The 18,611-nt window shown below is 40.0% G+C and carries 16 protein-coding genes; 8 read left to right on the forward strand and 8 right to left on the reverse strand.

The window, feature by feature from the left end; all coding sequences use genetic code 11:
- Nucleotides 1–1,353, reverse strand: a complete 1,353-nt coding sequence (locus ACDZ29_RS10295) for an aspartate aminotransferase family protein (protein ID WP_289314169.1) — start codon at nucleotides 1,351–1,353, stop codon at nucleotides 1–3.
- 254 nt (nucleotides 1,354–1,607) lie between these two features.
- Here ACDZ29_RS10295 and ACDZ29_RS10300 point away from each other — a divergent pair, with 254 nt between their 5' ends.
- The 5 genes from ACDZ29_RS10300 to pepT all read left to right on the forward strand — a co-directional run bounded on the left by ACDZ29_RS10300 (nucleotide 1,608) and on the right by pepT (nucleotide 8,036).
- A complete protein-coding gene (locus tag ACDZ29_RS10300) occupies nucleotides 1,608–2,291 on the forward strand; it encodes a polyphosphate polymerase domain-containing protein (RefSeq protein ID WP_289327177.1) in 684 nt (227 codons plus the stop codon).
- Between the two features lie 36 nt (nucleotides 2,292–2,327).
- Nucleotides 2,328–3,020, forward strand: coding sequence for a DUF4956 domain-containing protein (locus ACDZ29_RS10305; RefSeq protein ID WP_289314167.1), 693 nt, complete (start codon nucleotides 2,328–2,330; stop codon nucleotides 3,018–3,020).
- A 68-nt stretch (nucleotides 3,021–3,088) separates the two neighbouring features.
- Nucleotides 3,089–4,795 carry a CotH kinase family protein gene (locus tag ACDZ29_RS10310; protein ID WP_375090799.1) on the forward strand — a complete coding sequence of 569 codons (1,707 nt, stop codon included), beginning with the start codon at nucleotides 3,089–3,091 and terminating at the stop codon, nucleotides 4,793–4,795.
- 372 nt (nucleotides 4,796–5,167) lie between these two features.
- On the forward strand, nucleotides 5,168–6,649 hold the full coding sequence (locus ACDZ29_RS10315; protein ID WP_289327180.1) for an alpha-amylase: 1,482 nt from the start codon (nucleotides 5,168–5,170) through the stop codon (nucleotides 6,647–6,649).
- Between the two features lie 151 nt (nucleotides 6,650–6,800).
- Nucleotides 6,801–8,036, forward strand: a complete 1,236-nt coding sequence (gene pepT, locus ACDZ29_RS10320; RefSeq protein ID WP_375090800.1) for a peptidase T — start codon at nucleotides 6,801–6,803, stop codon at nucleotides 8,034–8,036.
- A 65-nt stretch (nucleotides 8,037–8,101) separates the two neighbouring features.
- Here pepT and ACDZ29_RS10325 read toward each other — a convergent pair whose 3' ends face one another.
- Complete coding sequence (locus ACDZ29_RS10325; RefSeq protein ID WP_375090801.1) at nucleotides 8,102–10,171, reverse strand: catalase; 2,070 nt, start codon at nucleotides 10,169–10,171, stop codon at nucleotides 8,102–8,104.
- Nucleotides 10,172–10,588: 417 nt separating this feature from the next.
- Between ACDZ29_RS10325 and ACDZ29_RS10330 the strand changes: the two genes are divergently transcribed.
- Nucleotides 10,589–11,302: a hypothetical protein gene (locus ACDZ29_RS10330; protein WP_375090802.1), complete on the forward strand. Its 714-nt coding sequence runs from the start codon at nucleotides 10,589–10,591 to the stop codon at nucleotides 11,300–11,302.
- A 50-nt stretch (nucleotides 11,303–11,352) separates the two neighbouring features.
- The gene (locus ACDZ29_RS10335) at nucleotides 11,353–11,487 is read left to right on the forward strand and encodes a hypothetical protein (protein WP_370016937.1); all 135 of its coding nucleotides are present in this window, start codon (nucleotides 11,353–11,355) and stop codon (nucleotides 11,485–11,487) included.
- 335 nt (nucleotides 11,488–11,822) lie between these two features.
- Here ACDZ29_RS10335 and ACDZ29_RS10340 read toward each other — a convergent pair whose 3' ends face one another.
- A complete protein-coding gene (locus tag ACDZ29_RS10340) occupies nucleotides 11,823–13,271 on the reverse strand; it encodes a DEAD/DEAH box helicase (protein WP_375090803.1) in 1,449 nt (482 codons plus the stop codon).
- A 285-nt stretch (nucleotides 13,272–13,556) separates the two neighbouring features.
- Between ACDZ29_RS10340 and ACDZ29_RS10345 the strand changes: the two genes are divergently transcribed.
- A complete protein-coding gene (locus ACDZ29_RS10345; RefSeq protein ID WP_289314160.1) occupies nucleotides 13,557–13,889 on the forward strand; it encodes a heme oxygenase in 333 nt (110 codons plus the stop codon).
- A gap of 78 nt (nucleotides 13,890–13,967) precedes the next feature.
- Here the strand turns inward: ACDZ29_RS10345 and rlmN are convergent, their stop codons facing one another.
- The 5 genes from rlmN to ACDZ29_RS10370 form a co-directional block, all read right to left on the reverse strand.
- Nucleotides 13,968–15,035 (reverse strand): 23S rRNA (adenine(2503)-C(2))-methyltransferase RlmN, encoded by a 1,068-nt coding sequence (gene rlmN, locus ACDZ29_RS10350; protein WP_289314159.1) that lies wholly within the window; start codon nucleotides 15,033–15,035, stop codon nucleotides 13,968–13,970.
- Between the two features lie 73 nt (nucleotides 15,036–15,108).
- Nucleotides 15,109–15,588, reverse strand: coding sequence for a 23S rRNA (pseudouridine(1915)-N(3))-methyltransferase RlmH (gene rlmH, locus ACDZ29_RS10355; protein WP_289314158.1), 480 nt, complete (start codon nucleotides 15,586–15,588; stop codon nucleotides 15,109–15,111).
- Nucleotides 15,589–15,994: 406 nt separating this feature from the next.
- Entirely contained in the window at nucleotides 15,995–16,156 is a 162-nt protein-coding gene (locus ACDZ29_RS10360; protein WP_065310847.1) for a CxxH/CxxC protein, read from the reverse strand.
- Between the two features lie 177 nt (nucleotides 16,157–16,333).
- Complete coding sequence (locus tag ACDZ29_RS10365) at nucleotides 16,334–17,554, reverse strand: S1C family serine protease (RefSeq protein ID WP_375090804.1); 1,221 nt, start codon at nucleotides 17,552–17,554, stop codon at nucleotides 16,334–16,336.
- A 256-nt stretch (nucleotides 17,555–17,810) separates the two neighbouring features.
- Nucleotides 17,811–18,605: an MBL fold metallo-hydrolase gene (locus tag ACDZ29_RS10370; RefSeq protein ID WP_289327187.1), complete on the reverse strand. Its 795-nt coding sequence runs from the start codon at nucleotides 18,603–18,605 to the stop codon at nucleotides 17,811–17,813.
- Between the last annotated feature and the right edge of the window lie 6 nt (nucleotides 18,606–18,611).

Below are 18,611 nucleotides of genomic sequence, written 5' to 3' on the forward strand. Positions count from 1 at the left end.
TCACCCTCTAGCTACAGCTGCACGAACAGCCTGTTCAAAAATGGCAGTGGCTTCGCGAAGCTGGGATTCCGTTACGATCAATGGTGGCAGGAACCTCACTACACTTCCATGTCTGCCGCCCACTTCCAGAATCAATCCTCTTTGAAAACATTCCTGTTGAATGGTACTGGCAAGTTCCGAATCAGCTGGATAGCTTCCATTCGGATTTTGAGGTTCTTCATGCTTGACCATTTCGACACCGACCATCAATCCACGGCCTCTAACATCCCCGATCTGCTGAATATCTTTTTGCAAATCTTTAAGAATATCCTTTAAGATTTCACCCATTTTAGCGGAATGCTCCACAAGATTCGTCTCTTTCATATACTTTAAAGTCGCTGTTCCTGCTGCCATCGCCAATTGATTTCCCCGGAACGTACCGATATGTGCACCTGGAGACCATAGGTCCAACTCTTTGTTATAAATTACCACCGATAATGGAAGACTTCCGCCAATTGCTTTAGATAAGACAAGAACATCCGGAATGATTCCTGCATGTTCGAAGGCAAACATTTTTCCTGTACGGCCGATACCGGATTGAACTTCATCGATAATTAGCGGAATGCCCTTCTCTTTTGTAATTCTTCTGATTTCCTTAAGCCAAGGAATTGGAGCGGGAATGGAACCTCCTTCACCTTGTACTGCCTCTAAAATCATTCCTGCAGGTGCCAATAATCCAGATTCAGGATCGTTCAGTAGATTTTCGATATACTGGCTACTGATTTTATGACTTTCTTCTCCGCCTATTCCAAAAGGACAGCGATATTGATAGGGATACGGAAGGAAATGTACGTCTGGCATTAACCCTTGTATCTTTTCCTTTGGTTTTGTATTGCCGCTGATTGACATGGTTGCATGGGTTGCCCCGTGATAAGCTCCTTGGAAGGATAAAATGCTTCTGTTGCCTGTGGCTGTTTTTACTAATTTAAGTGCTGCCTCAATGGCATCCCCGCCAGTAGGACCACAGAATTGAATTTTTGCATTTTTCCTGAATTCTTCAGGCAGGCTTTCAAAAATTTCATCAACGAACTGCTCTTTGATTGGCGTCGTAAAATCCAATGTATGTAACGGCCGTTTATCCTTAAGAACTTTTTCCATTGCTTCAAGCACAGCCGGATGATTGTGACCGAGCGCTAATGTTCCAGCCCCGGCAAGAAAATCAATATATCGTTTTCCATCCATGTCTGTTAGGTAAATTCCCTCCGCTTGATCGATGGCTATCGGTAATCTTCTAGGATAAGATCGGGCATTTGATTCCCTTGTATTTTGTTGTTCCAGTAATTGATCATTTTTTGTAAGAGTATTCGTTACCATAGTGAGCCTCCATGTATTGAATTAATTGAGAATAATTATCATTATCATGAGATTCATTTTACTGATAATGATAATTATTCTCAATGAGTAAATCCACTCATTTTTCTTCTAATAAATTCCAATAAAATTAAGAAAAGGTTAAAACTGGGGACTATTCTCTATTTATCTATTAAACAGAAAATTGTTCTTAAGGTTTTATTAAGATTGTGTTTATAAGCTGAACCTAGTAAAAACATGAAAAAGGAGGAACAACAATGAATGATTTAAAGGGCAGGCGGGAACTCAAGCATGCAATCACCAGAGCAGATTGTTATTTATTAAGAAATAATCTGAAAAACTTCATGAGGCTTGATCCCCATGGGCTGGATGGGAAGTATTTAATTCGAAGTGTCTATTTCGATAACTTTGACAATAAAATCCTGCGGCAAAAAACGGAGGGGTTCTATCACAGGGATAAGTTCAGGGCTAGACTTTATGATCATAATACTGATTTCATCAATCTAGAAAAAAAGAGTAAGCGGGATAACCTTACCTATAAACAGAAGTGCAGGCTGTCTGCCGAAGAATACGAACGAATTCGTTCAGGGGATATAAATTGGATGTCCGAAGATTCAAGGGATATCCTTAGGGACTTATACATTCAAATGACCCTTTTCCAAATCAAGCCGACAACAGTCGTCGACTATGAAAGGGAGGTATTTATCTATGAGTATGGAAATGTGCGGGTCACCTTCGACAGCAATGTGAAAACCAGCTATCGGGATACGGACTTCCTGAATCCCGAATTAATCGTCGTCGATGCACTAGACCCGGATTGGGTCATCCTGGAAATAAAGTTTGATGAGTTTCTTCCGGATATCATCAAACAATTGTTATCCATCATCGATACTAGAAAAACGGCTTTTTCAAAATATCAACTAAGCAGAAGATACGGCTGATTTCAGCTAAACACATAATATTTGGAGGAATGGCACATGGATACGACGACTACTAGCACTTTTAATGATATTTTCAAATCAAGCTTTTTAGACAAGACAGAGAGCTTTTCAATCATTGACTCCCTAATTGGGTTATTGTTGGCATTTGCCATCGGTTTGTTTATTTACGTCATTTATAAGAAGACCTTTTCCGGTGTGATGTACTCACACAATTTCAATATTTCCCTCATCATCATGACAATGGCAACGGCTTTGATCATCATGGGTATTTCAACTAATATCGTTATCTCCCTTGGTATGGTTGGTGCTCTCTCCATCGTTCGATTCAGAACGCCAATTAAAGATCCCATGGACTTGATCTTCCTATTCTGGGCAGCCGCTTCCGGGATTTTATGCGGGGCAGGACTAATTCCACTGGTTATCATCGGTGCTATTTTAATAGGTATTGTCATGCTCATATTTGCGAACCGGATCACTGTAGAAAATCCTTATTTATTTATCGTTAAATATACAGATGCCTCAATTGAAAAAACGTTAGACGAAATGATATCCAATAAAGTGAAAAAGCATTCCATCAAATCAAAGTCGGTCATGCCGGATAATAATCTTGAAGTGACATATGAAATTCGATTAAAAGATAATAATGCGGAATTCATTAATCAAGTCAAGGACATGAATAGCGTTCATTCTGCCATCATGTTGAGTTATGATGGCAACTTCACTGCTTAAGATAGATGGCGGACATAAGATTCCATGGCTTGTCCGCTATATAAGAATGCAGAAGAAAGGAGCCTGGCATGTTAAAGACAAGATACGTCGTAGCGTCGATTGGGTTACTTATCGCCATCTTTATAGCAGTGATGTCTTTCCTTCCCAATCTGACAATTGAAAAGGCCACTAAAGGAAATACATATACGGGGTCCGTGTTTGACCAAAGCAAGGTGACAACCGTTGATATAACATTGGCTGATGATGATTTGGATTCAATCCTGGATAACCCCTCTGAAAAGGAAGTTGTTGCATCAGATGTGACCATTAATGGGGAAAAAGTTGAAAATGTAGGGTTTCGAACCAAAGGGAACCTTTCCTTAAACTCTGTTGTCCAAATGGAAGATTCGGAACGCTACAGCTGGAATATAGATTTTAATTACTATCAGTCAGATCAAAATTTGCATGGCCTGAAAGAATTTGATTTAAATAATAATTATAGTGACCCCACGTATATGAGGGAGTACCTTTCATATGAGCTAATGGAAAAGATGGGCATAGCAACTCCCGGACATTCCTATATGTACGTGACCATCAATGGAAAAGAATGGGGCTTATATTTAGGCGTTGAATCTATTAATGAAACATTTTTGAATAATAACTTTCCATCTGGCAACGGTGACCTTTATTATCCTGATGGCACCGGAAGTGATTTAAAATGGATTGGTGAAAATATTGATGATTATACAGGGTTGAACTTAAAAACAAATGAAAGTTCTGATCAATCTGCGATGATCAAGATGCTTGATGCCATCAATAATGGCGGGGATTTAGAAGAAGTTTTGGATGTAGATGAAACATTGCGCTACTTTGCAGCCAATACAGCCCTCGTCAACCTCGATCATTATCAAGGCACATTAAAGCATAACTACTATCTATATGAGGAAAATGGCGTCTTTTCCATGCTGCCCTGGGACTATAATATGTCATTTGGAGGCTTTTCCGGAGGCGGGGTACGCCAGGAAGGCGCATCCGATAAAGAAAATGAAGTGGCAGCTGAGAGTAACGATACTGCTAACAAGGATGACACGGAGCCCCTTGGAGAAGCACCGAATAAGAACGGTGGCGGAATGATGGATATGAGTTCAAATTTCATGAATGAAAGTAATATCAACTTCAGCATTACCGAACCTGTATCAGGTACAACCCTTGAAGATCGTCCTTTATTGAATGCCCTGCTTTCCAACGACGGGTACCGTGAAAAATATTATGATTATCTAGACGGCATTGCCACAGATTTTTTCTCTGAAGAAAATATGACAGCAATGACAACTGATATTTCTACATTAATCACACCATATGTGAAAAAGGACCCGACTAAATTCTATACAATTGAAGAGTTTACAGAAGCGACGTCAGGCGAGGAAACCCTGGTTGACTTCGCTGCCCAACGAGCTGAGTCTATCTTAGCACAGCTTTCTGGAGATCTGGTTGTGGAGGCTGAAACAGAAAGCAGTATGGGCGGCAGAGCTCCTAATAGGGGCGATAACGCAAATGCAGGCCAGCCACCACCAAACATGGGCGGCGGCGAGAATGGGGCTGCCTTGCAGTCCCCTAACATGGTGAATGACGAGAATGGAGCACCTCCTGGTATGAACGGGAACATGGGGCAACAAGGGACAGATAACAGCAGCTCATCCAAAAATACGATCATTCCATCTTCCGTGCTCCTACTCTTATTATTTGGTGCAATGGTCTTTGCCCACTTCTTTAAACGGAGAGGTAAAAAAGGATAGACCATGCCCTTCCAATACGAAAAAGGTATCCCAAAATATTCGGGATACCTTTTTTATTGCTTTGGCGTAAAGCCATCCATTATTTTCGTCGATGACTTTAGACCAAGAACTTAAACTATATCGTTTTTCCGCCTTCCTAATACTTTAACCCGGTTATTCCTCCACCTTTTAATAATTTTTAATTGCTAATCAATATAAAATACCCTTATTTGGTATAAAATAGTAAAATAGAGAGGTAAATGAAACTCTATTCAGAGGGATTTGTTTACTTGTTTATCATTTGAAATTAGAGGGTAAAGATTTCCACTATTACTTTATCCGATCGTTCTGCTTCAATTTTATCAAAACGTGTCGGTGTCAGGGGGGGAACGGATGAAAAGAAATCATACGATGATGCAATTTTTCGAGTGGCATCTTGAGGCAGATGGTTCTCATTGGGAAAGATTGAAATATGCAGCCTCCAAGTTGAAGGATATAGGAATTGATTGCGTCTGGCTTCCGCCGGTTACCAAAGGGCAATCCATTGGGGATAACGGGTATGGAATATATGATGGATACGATTTGGGGGAATTTGACCAAAAAGGAACCGTTCGTACCAAATACGGAACCAAAGATGAATTGCTTCAAGCAATAGCCACCTGTCATAACTACGGACTTTGCGTTTATATCGATTTAGTCATGAATCACAAGGCAGGAGCAGATGGAACCGAAAAAATAGAAGTCATTGAAGTCAATCCAGACAATCGTATGGAAGATATTTCAGAACCTTTTGAAATTGAAGGCTGGACAACATTCGATTTTCCAGGCCGTAAAAATAAATACTCTGATTTTAAGTGGAACCATACTCATTTTAATGGGACTGACTACGATGCCGAAAACGACAAAATGGGTGTATATCGAATCACAGGCGAAAATAAACACTGGAGTAAGCATGTCATCGATGAATTCGGAAACTATGATTATTTAATGTTTGCCAACATCGATTACAGTCTGCCAGAAGTTCGGCGGGAAATGATTAACTGGGGAAAATGGATGGTTGATACGTTAAAGTGTGATGGTTTTCGTTTGGACGCCGTTAAACATATTGATTATGAATTCATCAATGAGTTTCTACAAGAACTCATTCCTTATACAAAGGAACATTTCTTCATGGTCGGCGAATTTTGGAAGGCGGATGTTAAAGCTTGTCAAACTTACTTAGAGCAAACCAATCATGACCTCAACTTGTTCGATGTTTCCCTGCATTATAAATTTCATGAGGCTTCAAAAGCAGGAACTGACTTCGACCTCTCAACCATCTTTGATGATACCCTCGTCCAAACCAATCCGGCGCAGGCTGTCACTTTTGTCGACAACCATGACTCCCAACCTCATGAATCACTGGAATCCTGGGTAAAGGACTGGTTTAAACCGTCGGCATATGCCCTTATCCTGCTTAGACTTTGCGGTTATCCCTGTGTCTTTTACGGGGACTATTATGGAATCGGCGGGCCTTCTCCGGTACCTGGTAAACAGGATATTCTCGATCGCCTCTTATATGCAAGGCATGAAAAAGCTTACGGGGAACAGACGGACTATTTTGATGATCATAATACGATTGGCTGGGTCCGGCTCGGGGTTGAAGAGCTAGAAGGCTCGGGGTGTGCCGTCGTTATCTCCAATGGTGATCACAACAGTGAAAAAAGGATGTTCGTCGGTAAACATCGGGCTGGTGAAATCTGGAGTGATTTAACCTGTCATCGAGATGACCACATTACCATTGAAGAAGATGGTTACGCGACCTTTCCCGTTCATGGGAAAAGCGTATCCGTATGGGCCTTGAATGATGCACCGCTTAAAGCAACACCACTCTAAAATGAGATAGCACCGGAACAGCATGTCGATTGGAGATATGCTGTTCTTTGCTGATGACAAAGACCTGAAATTCCTCCACCATCCTAGTGAAAGATAATTTTTCCATCACGACCAATCATGGTAAGATAAGGGAAAAAGGAGTTGAAGGAAAGTGAAAAATGAAATCATTGAAAGATTCACTTCTTTTGTGAAAGTGGATACCCAATCGAATGAGGCAAATCCATCATGCCCCTCTACACCCGGACAGTTGACCTTGGCAAATACATTGGTCCAGGAACTTCAATCCATTGGGATGAAGGAAGTGACAATTGATCAGAATGGCTATGTCATGGCAACCTTGCCAGCCAATTCAAAAAAGGATATTCCGACAGTTGGATTTTTGGCTCATGTCGATACAGCAACGGATTTCACCGGGAAAGATGTAAAACCACAGATCGTTGACAACTATGATGGCAAAGATCTTACTTTACATGAAAAATTGGATGTCATCCTCTCACCTAATGATTTCCCTTCGCTCAAGAACTACAAAGGGCATACCTTGATTACAACGGATGGAACAACCCTGTTGGGAGCAGATAATAAGGCTGGCATTGCCGAAATCATGACTGCCATGGATTATTTGATACAGCATCCGGAAATCAAGCATGGAAAAATTCGTGTTGCCTTCACTCCCGATGAGGAAATCGGCAGGGGACCACATAAGTTTGATGTAGATGCTTTTGATGCCCAATTTGCCTACACCGTGGACGGCGGCCCACTTGGGGAACTTGAATATGAGAGCTTCAATGCTGCATCGGCCAGGATCCTGATCAAAGGTACGAATATTCACCCTGGTACGGCTAAAGGAAAAATGGTGAACTCGGCTAAAATCGCCATGGAACTCCATAATAAGCTCCCAGTGGCAGAAGCACCGGAATATACGGAGGGTTACGAAGGATTTTATCATCTTCTTTCTTTTCACGGCGATGTGGAAGAGACCAAGCTCTCTTACATCATCAGGGATTTCGACCGCCAAAAATTTAATGAACGTAAGGTATATATAACGAAAGTCATCGAAGATTTAAAAGAAAAATACGGGCAGAATCGTATCCAACTTGAATTACAGGACCAATATTACAACATGAAGGAAAAAATTGAACCCGTGAAGGAAATCGTCGATATTGCCCATGAAGCAATGGAGAAACTCGGTATAAAACCAAAAATCTCGCCAATACGCGGTGGTACGGACGGATCTCAATTATCGTATATGGGACTGCCAACACCCAACATTTTTACGGGCGGAGAGAACTTTCATGGCAAATATGAATTTATTTCCGTCGATAATATGGTCCTGGCCACAAAGGTGATTGTTGGCATTGCATCGCTTCTTGAAGAAAAAGCGAAGTAGCTTGATACGAACTGTCTTTATTGAAAAAAAACCCCAGACTCCAAGTCTGGGGTTTTTTTTCAAAATTAAGCGCGTGTCCAGTGACGGTGCTTGGCAATTGCCTCGATAAAGGCAGCTACACCATTTTTCTCCGAAACAGCTACAATGCCTCCGGCTGGCTCAATGGAACCTATGCCTGCCTTCGTTAAAATCTCGGCTCCTTCTTTTCCTGCACCAATCGCCTTGAAATGATTGTAAGCTTCATCAACAAAGTAAATTGGTTCCTTGGATGCCTTTAGCGTATCGACACTCTCCTGGCCTCCTGCCACATATACAGCATCGAAAAGTACCGAATCGGCTGTCAGGAATGTCTGATTCACCTCAACTTGCTGTCCTTTTGAACTTGTAATCACTCCACGATTATTACTGATGATTTCAGCAGTTATACCTGTTGATTTAAAGGATTCCAAAACTTGATTAACCTCTGATCCGTTGAAACCATCGGTAGCCAAGATTGCCACTTTTCTTGTTGCGGCCGTGTTCACTTTCATTTGCTCTTGGCTTAAAGCCGGAGAAGCCAAATCCATTTTGACTTCACTCTTGTTTGTTGGAGGATTCACCCCCACTCCAATAGCGATTGTTTCTGCCAGTTCTACATCAACATTACTGAACATCTCGACAATTTGCTGCTGAACGTCCTTACTTTTCACTTTTCCCACTTCAAAGTGGAAAGCTTGAATAATATGCTCCTTCTCCACTTCCGTCATGCTATTCCAGAATAGTTTTGCTTGGCTGTAATGATCCTTGAAACTTTCACTGCGTTGACGGACCTTCCTGCCATCGACTTTTTCCTGGTAATGTGCATAGCCGCCTTCCTCTTCTGAAGCAGGTTCAGGAGAGTTACCTGCAAGGGAGTTTTTATGATAACTGACCGGCCCTGGATTTATTGACATTCGGTGCATGCCATCGCGTTGATTATTATGAACGGGGGCAACCGTCCTATTAATGGGAAGCTCGTGGAAGTTCGGGCCTCCCAATCGGGATAGCTGGGTATCGGTGTATGAGAATAAACGACCCTGAAGCAGCGGATCATTTGAAAAATCAATACCCGGTACAACATGCCCCGGATGGAAAGCTATCTGTTCCGTCTCTGCAAAAAAGTTATCTGTATTTTGGTTCAAAACCATTTTCCCGATTATTTTCACCGGGATTTGTTCTTCCGGCCATAGTTTAGTGGGATCAAGGATATCAAAGTCGAATTTGAATTCATCTTCTTCCTTAATCATTTGCACGCCAAATTCAAATTCAGGATAATTTCCAGTATCTATTGCTTCCCACAGATCTTGGCGGTGAAAATCAGGATTTTTCCCTGCAATTTTCTGCGCCTCATCCCAAACAAGGGATTTAACTCCCAGTACAGGCTTCCAATGGAATTTAACGAAATGGGCCACACCTTCTTCATTCACAAATCGGAATGTGTGGACACCAAACCCTTCCATCATCCGGAAACTTCTTGGTATGGCCCTATCAGAAAGATGCCACATGACCATATGTGCCGTTTCTTCATTGTTGGCGACGAAATCCCAAAAAGTATCATGGGCAGACGCAGCCTGAGGTATTTCGTTATGAGGTTCAGGTTTAACGGCATGAATTAAATCAGGGAACTTAATGGCATCCTGGATAAAAAATACCGGAATATTATTTCCAACCAAATCATAGTTTCCTTCCTCGGTATAAAACTTTGTCGAGAATCCCCTGACATCACGAACCGAGTCTGCCGATCCGCGGGAACCCGCTACCGTGGAGTAACGAACGAATACTGGCGTCTTGACTGTAGGGTCTTGTAGAAACTTGGCCTTTGTATATTCGGTCATCGGCTCATATACCTGAAAATATCCATGTGCTCCAGACCCACGTGCATGCACAATCCGCTCAGGAATACGCTCATGGTCAAAATGAGTCATTTTTTCACGAAAATGAAAGTCCTCCATCAAAGTGGGACCGCGGGTTCCCGCTTTCAAAGAATGTTCATCCTCGGAAATACGCAAACCTTGGTTAGTCGTCATCTTTTTCCCATTATCGTCCACTCGATATTGTTCCAATTGCCGTTGCTTACTTTGTTCATCGATTCTTCCGCTTTCATTTACTTTTGTCATCCCTGTTCATTCCCCTCCATGTTCAAAAATTTCAGTTTAATTCGTGTGGTATGTATTTACTTTAAATTCGTATAATTGCGTTATCCTTCCTCATATACCACTCTATTTTGACGGGTAAACAGAATTCAGAAAAAGAATCTTCCCGTCATCATAAAACAAAAAAAATGATTCCAGTGAGGACGGGACCATTTCGAGGGGAGGTTATCAAAACATATAAAAAACTAAGTCTATCTAAGAGTTTTCCAATTATTATCATTATGAAAGAGCAATTTTATATAGACTAAATACCTAATATTAATATTTTTCATTCATATTTTTATTGTAAATAGAAATTTAGATCCATTTTTTAGTCCAAATGGATTATTATAGTTATTGTATTTTAATAACCTAATTTATTAAAAAGGAGGGTATTATCATATGAGAAAACTCTTTGTACCAAAAGTTATAATTTTCACTATTTTTATTTTTTTATTTCCAACGGTTGGTGAAACATTTTTAGCCTTTGCTAATACAACTGATTCATTAGAAGATTTTAGAGAAAATTTTGAGGATGAATCATTATTAGAAGATTTAACTTATAATGATTTAGATAAGTTAAGTGATACAGAGATTGAAGATTTAGGAGTAAACACAGAAAATGGTGCTGATGAATTTAACCATGAAATACTAGATGAAAATTTTAATTTTGAAGCTAAAGTTGATAATTTAGATATATCAAAAATGAATGAAGTTGAAAAAAAGGAATTTATAAAAACAATTGAAGAAGCAGCAGCAATTTCTGGTACTGAGGAAGTAGAGTTATTAGAAAAAGCACTTATAGGTATTTTTGATGGAAATTCAGAAACATTTAATGATCTAAAGGCTGCTCAAGAGCAATTAGAAGAAAACTATGTAGAAAAGTCAGAATCTGAAGAATTAGCTTTCTTCTCTAAGGCAAAAAAATTAATTTTTGGCTCAGAAAAAGTATATGCATCTAATAAACAAAAAGGAAAAGTAAGAGTTGGTGTTTACTTTGCAGGTTCTGTTTTCAATGTAGCAATAGGTGGAGTAGTTGGTGGGGGTGTAAGTGCAGTAAAAAGTTATATTAAGAAGAAAGGAAAAAGGCAGCTACCGAAGGAATATCAAGGGTAGCTACAGCTACAGCTCAAGCAAAGAAGCTTGGAATTCAAACTGTAAGAGGAGTGGCTATAGCAACAGTAATTGGTGGTGCTGTCAGTTTTGCTTTAGACTATGCAGATGTTGGTGTAGCAATAGCAAAATTTTTAGATTCTAAGGATTGGTATAAAAATAATGGGTGGATTGATATAACAAAATGAAGTATTTAAGATATTTATTATATTTAATTATTACGAGTGTAGCGTTCTATTATGTATCTATGTCCATAACTAAGGATAAAAGTTTGGTAGGAATAATAATAGGTTTTATAATAATGTTTATAATTGTTTTCCCAATGATGTATTTAGAATTTATAAAGTTTCAAAAAAAATAAAAGAAGCTTTTTTTGAAATGAAATATAAGTTAGCAATAAAAAAGTGGTGGAAGTTTTCTCTCAAAACTTCACCACTTTTTTTGTTCCAGGTATAGAAGTTAACCAATTTTAATTGGTTAACCTTGGTTAGATAAGCTCCCGCTTCTTTTCCATTCAACACCTTTAGTTCTTAAAGGCCTCTGAAACCTTCAAAAGTTTGCCTTTTACTTTCGTATTTTTCATCACTTTCAAGACAAGCGGTCCCTTTTCATTCAATATTTCCACATAAGAAACATTATCCTGAATCGTAATGATCCCGATGTCCTCGGCATTCACACCATCAATTTTTGCGATAGTTCCGACAAAATCAACAGCCCTGATTTTCTTTTTCTTTCCGCCATTGAAATACAGCTTCATGATTTGTTTATTCAATTTTTCACTTTTATCTTTTTTTATCTTTGGACGAGCTTCCAGTTTCGCTTCGAAATCCATTTTTTTATTGGAGACATCCTCTTTTGTCGGAACAGGCATCTTAGGGATTTCAAAGCCGATATAGCCTTGAATCTCAGTAAGGAATTTGTCTTCGTACGGCGTCACAAAAGTAATGGCTTTTCCTTTTTTCCCGGCACGGCCCGTTCTTCCAGTTCGATGTACGTAACTTTCCTTTTCCAATGGCAGGTCATAATTAATCACGTGGGTTATATTATCGATGTCAATTCCACGTGCAGCAACATCCGTCGCAACCAAATAGCGGAATTCCCCTCTTCTGAATTCATTCATCACTGCAAGGCGATCTTCCTGAAGCATGCCGCCGTGAATCATATCACAAGGATATTCCAGATCCATTAGCTGTTCGCATACTTGGTCCACCCGATCTTTCGTCCGACAGAAAATGATGCAGCTATCGGGGTTTTCCGTGATGGTGACGTCTCTAAGCAGGGAAAACTTATCATCCTCTTTCACTTCAATAAGTGCATGTTCTATTTTCTCCGTCGTTAAACCCTTTGCTTTGATTTCAATATCCAAAGGATCTTTCATATATTGCTTACAAAGCTTTTTTATACTCTCAGGTAATGTGGCAGAGAACAGCATCGTTACCCTATCTTTCGGAAGCTCTTTAATAATGGCTTCCACTTGTTCAATGAAGCCCATATTCAGCATTTCATCCGCTTCATCAATAACTAAATGAGTTAAGCGTTCCAAGGCGAATGTCCCTTTCTCGATATGATCTAGAACACGCCCCGGTGTTCCAACGACTACATGGCTTTTTTGTTTCAATTCCGCTTTTTGCAGTGCGAATGGATGTTTTCCATAAACCGCAGTAGCCTTTATCCTTTTGAATCTTCCTATATTCGTGATATCCTCTTTTACCTGTACAGCAAGCTCACGTGTCGGTGTTAAAATAAGCGCTTGAGGCTTATTCTCCTCCCAATCGACCATTTCGCAAATCGGTATGCCGAATGAAGCGGTCTTGCCACTTCCCGTTTGGGATTTAACAACAAGATCCCGCTTTTTCAGCGCCACTGGAATCACTTCACGCTGTACTTCGGTTGGATGTTGATATCCCAAGCTTTCTAATGCCCTTACAATTTCATCGCTTAATGTATAATCAGTAAAACCTAATTCATTCATATAACAGCCTCTTTTGTTGTTTAGTATGTTGCTTTATTGTTTCCATAATCGTAATTTCCTTATACAAGGTTCTATTATACGCGATATACATCGATAAACCTTGTAATAACCAAATTCAATTGCCTTATTTCAATATAATGAAACTTCATTATCAGTAAAAAGGATGCTAATGATCTTGATTAATCAAAATGGACCATGCTTCTTTCAATATGCTAAAATATGTATGAGATTAAAGCGGAAACAGGGTGTAGATTAAAAACCGATGTCCAAAAGGAGTGCTGATTTATGATAATCGTAACGAATAGAATCAGAGTCAAAAAAGGGATGGGGGCAGTCATGGCCCCAGGATTTACTGCACCAGGTCCACTTGATACAACGGAAGGCTTCGTAAAAGTTGAAGTATTATTAACGCAGAACTTATCGGATCACGATGAATTGAGCGTTAATATGTATTGGGAAAACCTTGATAACTTTACTGCTTGGAGAAATAGCGATGCATTCAAAGCTGCACATAAACGTCCTGAACCTAGTTCCGGTGAAGCTAAAAAAGAATCTCCAATTCTAGGCAGCGAGCTTACTACGTATGAAGTCGCCTCAGTAAAAGAAATAGCTAAATAATAAAATCACACCAAAAGAGGCCGCAAAATATGCGGCCTCTTTTTGATGGGGTTTATGGCTTGGGTCTCTCTTAGTAAATTATTGGGCTTCAGCTTTCTTGATTTGTTTGCTTCTAAGCTGGCCGCAAGCAGCATCAATATCCGTTCCATGTTCTTGCCGGATTTTGCAATTTACGCCTCTCTTTTTCAGCGTATCATAGAACGAGAGAACGGACTCTTTTTCACTTCTTTGGTACTGACTATGTTCATCTACAGGATTATATGGAATCAGGTTGACATAGAGACGATGTTTTTTGTCATCAAGAAGCTCGGCAAGTTGCTCGGCTTCTTCTTGATGATCATTGACATCTTTCAATAGGATATATTCAATCGTAATTCTCCTATTCGTTTTCTCTAAATAATAATCGAGTGATTTCATAAGTTTTTCAATTGGAATACCTCGGTTTATTTTCATGATCCGTGTCCTGAGCTCATTATTCGGAGCATGTAATGAGATTGCCAGATTCACCTGTAATTGAGTATCGGTGAATTCATAAATCTTATTCGCAAGACCGCTCGTCGAGACAGTAATACGCCTTGCAGCGATAGCAAGACCCTTATGGTCCATGATCACCTTCAAAAAGTCTATCATATTTTCAAAGTTATCGAACGGTTCGCCAATCCCCATTACAACAACATGGCTTACAGCATCTTCTTGTTCCAATTTATCCAGATGCAGTTGTACGTTCATGATTTGTTCCACTATTTCCCCGCTGGATAAATCACGGCTTTTGGCCAATAATCCACTTGCACAGAAACTGCAGCCAATATTGCAGCCCACTTGGGTGGTGACACAAACCGAAATCCCGTATTTATGCCTCATCATAACCGTTTCGATAAGGTTTCCATCCTGTAATTTAAACAAGAACTTAATCGTACCATCAGCCGATTCTTGCTTAACGTGCTCAGTCAAAGTCTGGATGACAAAGTGATCTTCAAGTAGTTGTAGGCACTCTTTATTAACATCAGTCATTTCAGAGAAACTCGTCACACGTGTCCTATAAAGCCACTCCCAGACTTGTGAAGCTCTGAATTTTTTATGGCCATGGTCCAAAAGCCATGCTGTCAATTGTTCGAATGTTAAACCATAAATGGACTCTTTACTCATTCGTTACCCTCTTTTCATTACATTAAGATTTAATATGTTAACCTTACGGGGAATTTCCCCGTAATCAGTTCTTTCATTTATGATATGGTTCATTTCTATTTATCCGAAAAGCCCGATATATTTGCTCCACTAGAACCAGTTTCATCAATTGATGCGGAAAAGTCATTTTCGAGAAGGAAAGGGCATAATCACTTCTTGATAATACCTCGTTGCCAAGCCCAAGCGACCCGCCAATAATAAAGGCAATTTTGCTCTTTCCATAAGTGGCGAGCTGATCCATATGAGTGGCCAGCTGCTCTGAGGTAAGTTGTTTTCCATTGATCTCAAGCGTTATCACGTAGGTGTCCGGGCTGACTTTAGCCAGGATCCGTTCACCCTCCTTTTGCTTTACAATGTCCATGTCCGCTGCACTCAGGTTCTCCGGAGCTTTTTCATCAGGTACTTCAACAAGTTCTATATTAGCATAGGCACTTAACCTTTTTGTATATTCAGCAATACCTTGCTTTAAGTATTTTTCCTTTAGCTTGCCAACAGTAATAATCGTTATTTTCATATATATCCTCTAACTTTCATTATGGTTTTACTATCAGTTGTCGGATTTGCCTACCTATTATCATACCTTAGAGTGACCTATAAGCAAAACAAGCATATCCTTTCCAATTTTTAATGAAGGGTTTCATGACCCTTCAAATAAAAACCGCTGCCCCTGAAAGCGGCAACGGTAAAAAATTTGGATCGATCAAGTTCAGATCCGATAAAGAATAATGGTGGATTTCCAAGGATCCACTTTCCAACAGAGCTATTATTTTGAACAACAAAAAGCTTGAATCTAAACAATTCCACCCTCAGGTTTATTGTTCGAAAAATGTTAAGAACAAGTTAAGAACAGGTTACAAACATGTTATCCACAATAGTTATCCACATATCCACAAAATCTATCCACATCTTGTATGGGAATATTAGTTCCCTACTAGATATATTGCCACGTTTCGACAATATTCACAGGTTGTTGATAACTGATTTTCTTCAGGAACCAGCGTTAAAACAGGATAGGTTTCACATTCGTATACCACTTCATCCAGCGCCATGTCAACATGCTCCTGACAGCAATATAATTTCATCTTTCATATCTCCTTTCTCTCTCATTATTCCAAGTACTTCTGTTCCCAATTATCCACAGGTTGGGTGAACTCAATTAATTTCATTATATATCCACAGGTAATCGTAACAAAAAATAAGAAAATCGCAAGGAAATATAAAGGACAGGAAGCATTGCCCGCCCCCTGTCCGTTTGCGTTTTAGATTTCGCTGCTTGAAAGCGTGACTTCCGTAGTTGCCTTCTTTCCGTCACGGTAATAAATGATTTTAACTTTATCACCGATTTTCTTTTCATTGTAAAGGTATTTTCTTAATTCGACGACATCATGGATTTTTTCATTATCCATTCCAACAACTACATCAAATTCCTTCAATCCTGCTTTTGATGCTGGAGAGTTGCTTTGAACGCCTGTAATTGCAACGCCTGCAGTAACTTTCCTTGGCAACTTTAATGTATTTTGCTGATGGTATTGGGAAATTTCTTCTACAGATGCCAAGTTTACACCCAAGAAGGCACGTTTCACTTCACCAAATTCTTCTATATCATTAATGATTGGAATAACTGAATCAATTGGGATGGAAAGACCGATTCCTTCCACTGCATTTTCTGCAATCTTCATGGAATTTATTCCAATGACCTGCCCTGACATATTAACGAGTGCTCCCCCGCTGTTACCTGGGTTAATCGCCGCATCGGTCTGGATGACCTCCGCATTCCAATCGACTTGTCCGTCCTCATTGATATCCACCTCTATCGTACGCTCCAAACCAGAGATGATCCCTTGTGTGATGGATCCAGAGAATTGGAGGCCTAATGGGTTACCAATGGCAATCACAGGCTCACCAGGTTTCAATTTGCCGGATTTTCCGAATTCTGCAATGGTTTTGATTTTATCACCACTAACGACAATGACGGCTAAGTCTGTCCATGGGTCACTGCCTTGTAGTTCTGCTGGCAATTTAGTGCCATCACTTAATGTCACTTCCAGTTCATTGGCACCTTCAATGACGTGATTATTGGTGACAATATAGGCCTTGCCACCATCTTTTTTGTAGACAACACCAGAACCAGTGCCAGCTTCAGCTGAACTGTCCTCGGCATTGCTCCCTTGACCCCAGAAGTTCGTTTCCTGAATGTTCGTGATGCCTACCACTGCGTCGCTGGCTTTATCAACGGCATTGGTGACGGCACTTGTTACATCAACTGTAAGGTTTTGCTGGGACTGCTCCGTGGACTCACCTCCCGTTGATTTTTCCGTTTTAATTTCGTTATCCTCTTTAGTTAAAAGTCCACTTCCTGGAAAGGCTAATAAAATAAGTAAGGCCCCGATGATGGCGCCTCCCAAGCCAGCTAGAAAATAGCTCGTATGGCTCTTTTTCCGTTTATTTTGGTTCTCCTCATTCTGATCATAATAACCCAAGACCGCTCCATCCTCTCATTTTAGGATTGAATTATAGCAATTCTATTGTTTGGTATCCTCCCTCAATTATACTCAATTACCGAAATTTTTCTAAAAAAAAGCATGCCTTTATTTTAGGGAAAACTTAAAATACTTTTCTTTTTCCTATACAGTTCTAACCAAACGATACCCCTTTTAATCCGAATAGTAACTTACGAATCGAAATTTTAAAAATAAAAAAGAATGAACAAGGTATCCCTCATCCATTCCTTTTTTTTTATAAGGTAACAAGTTCAGTTGGTCTTTTCGGGTCAGTATCATATAAGGAAAATTGATCACCAACGATGATCCCCTTTGTCTTTAACGTCTGTTCTACCGACATTCTCGCTAGATCCTTCATATTGTTATCAAGGCTTAAGTGGGCCAAGTAAATCCGCTTGGTCTTATCACCGGCCACTTCACTCATTGCAAGGGCGGCATCTTCATTACAAACATGTCCGACATCACTTAAAATCCGGCGCTTAATGCTCCATGGATATTTTCCCATCCTGAGCATGGACACATCATGGTTACTTTCGAATACATATGCATCGGCATTCGAGATGATTCCTTTCATGCGATCACTTACGTACCCTGTATCAGTAATGACCACGAGTTTCTTATCTTCATGATGAAAGACGTAAAACATCGGCTCTGCCGCATCATGTGAAACGCCGAAAGATTCTATATTAAGACTGCCGAATGTTTTGACCTGTTCCATTTCAAATGTGAACTTTTGATCGGTTGCAATTTCACCGATTGATCGATCCATGGCATTCCATGTCTTTGCATTAGCATATATCGGGAGTTTATGTTTTCTGGCAACCACGCCAAGTCCTTTAATATGGTCGCTGTGTTCATGGGTAACAAGGATACCGGATAACTTCGACATATCACGGCCTATATCCTGAAACAATGCTTCCAAGGCCTTACCGCTTAAACCGGCGTCGACAAGGAATGATTGATCCTCCGTTTCCACGAATAAGGCATTTCCTGTACTCCCGCTTGCGAGAACACTAAAATGCATAGTCATCTATAC

It is taken from the genome of Peribacillus sp. RS7, assembly GCF_041956845.1.
Lineage (GTDB): Bacteria > Bacillota > Bacilli > Bacillales > DSM-1321 > Peribacillus.

What these genes read in the sequence shown, in the direction of transcription:
- ACDZ29_RS10295 (WP_289314169.1), bottom strand. Translation starts at nt 1,353, where the DNA reads ATGGTAACGAATACTCTTACAAAAAATGATCAATTACTGGAACAACAA.
- ACDZ29_RS10300 (WP_289327177.1), top strand. Translation starts at nt 1,608, where the DNA reads ATGAATGATTTAAAGGGCAGGCGGGAACTCAAGCATGCAATCACCAGA.
- ACDZ29_RS10305 (WP_289314167.1), top strand. Translation starts at nt 2,328, where the DNA reads ATGGATACGACGACTACTAGCACTTTTAATGATATTTTCAAATCAAGC.
- ACDZ29_RS10310 (WP_375090799.1), top strand. Translation starts at nt 3,089, where the DNA reads ATGTTAAAGACAAGATACGTCGTAGCGTCGATTGGGTTACTTATCGCC.
- ACDZ29_RS10315 (WP_289327180.1), top strand. Translation starts at nt 5,168, where the DNA reads ATGAAAAGAAATCATACGATGATGCAATTTTTCGAGTGGCATCTTGAG.
- ACDZ29_RS10325 (WP_375090801.1), bottom strand. Translation starts at nt 10,171, where the DNA reads ATGACAAAAGTAAATGAAAGCGGAAGAATCGATGAACAAAGTAAGCAA.
- ACDZ29_RS10330 (WP_375090802.1), top strand. Translation starts at nt 10,589, where the DNA reads ATGAGAAAACTCTTTGTACCAAAAGTTATAATTTTCACTATTTTTATT.
- ACDZ29_RS10340 (WP_375090803.1), bottom strand. Translation starts at nt 13,271, where the DNA reads ATGAATGAATTAGGTTTTACTGATTATACATTAAGCGATGAAATTGTA.
- ACDZ29_RS10345 (WP_289314160.1), top strand. Translation starts at nt 13,557, where the DNA reads ATGATAATCGTAACGAATAGAATCAGAGTCAAAAAAGGGATGGGGGCA.
- rlmN (WP_289314159.1), bottom strand. Translation starts at nt 15,035, where the DNA reads ATGAGTAAAGAGTCCATTTATGGTTTAACATTCGAACAATTGACAGCA.
- rlmH (WP_289314158.1), bottom strand. Translation starts at nt 15,588, where the DNA reads ATGAAAATAACGATTATTACTGTTGGCAAGCTAAAGGAAAAATACTTA.
- ACDZ29_RS10360 (WP_065310847.1), bottom strand. Translation starts at nt 16,156, where the DNA reads ATGAAATTATATTGCTGTCAGGAGCATGTTGACATGGCGCTGGATGAA.
- ACDZ29_RS10370 (WP_289327187.1), bottom strand. Translation starts at nt 18,605, where the DNA reads ATGACTATGCATTTTAGTGTTCTCGCAAGCGGGAGTACAGGAAATGCC.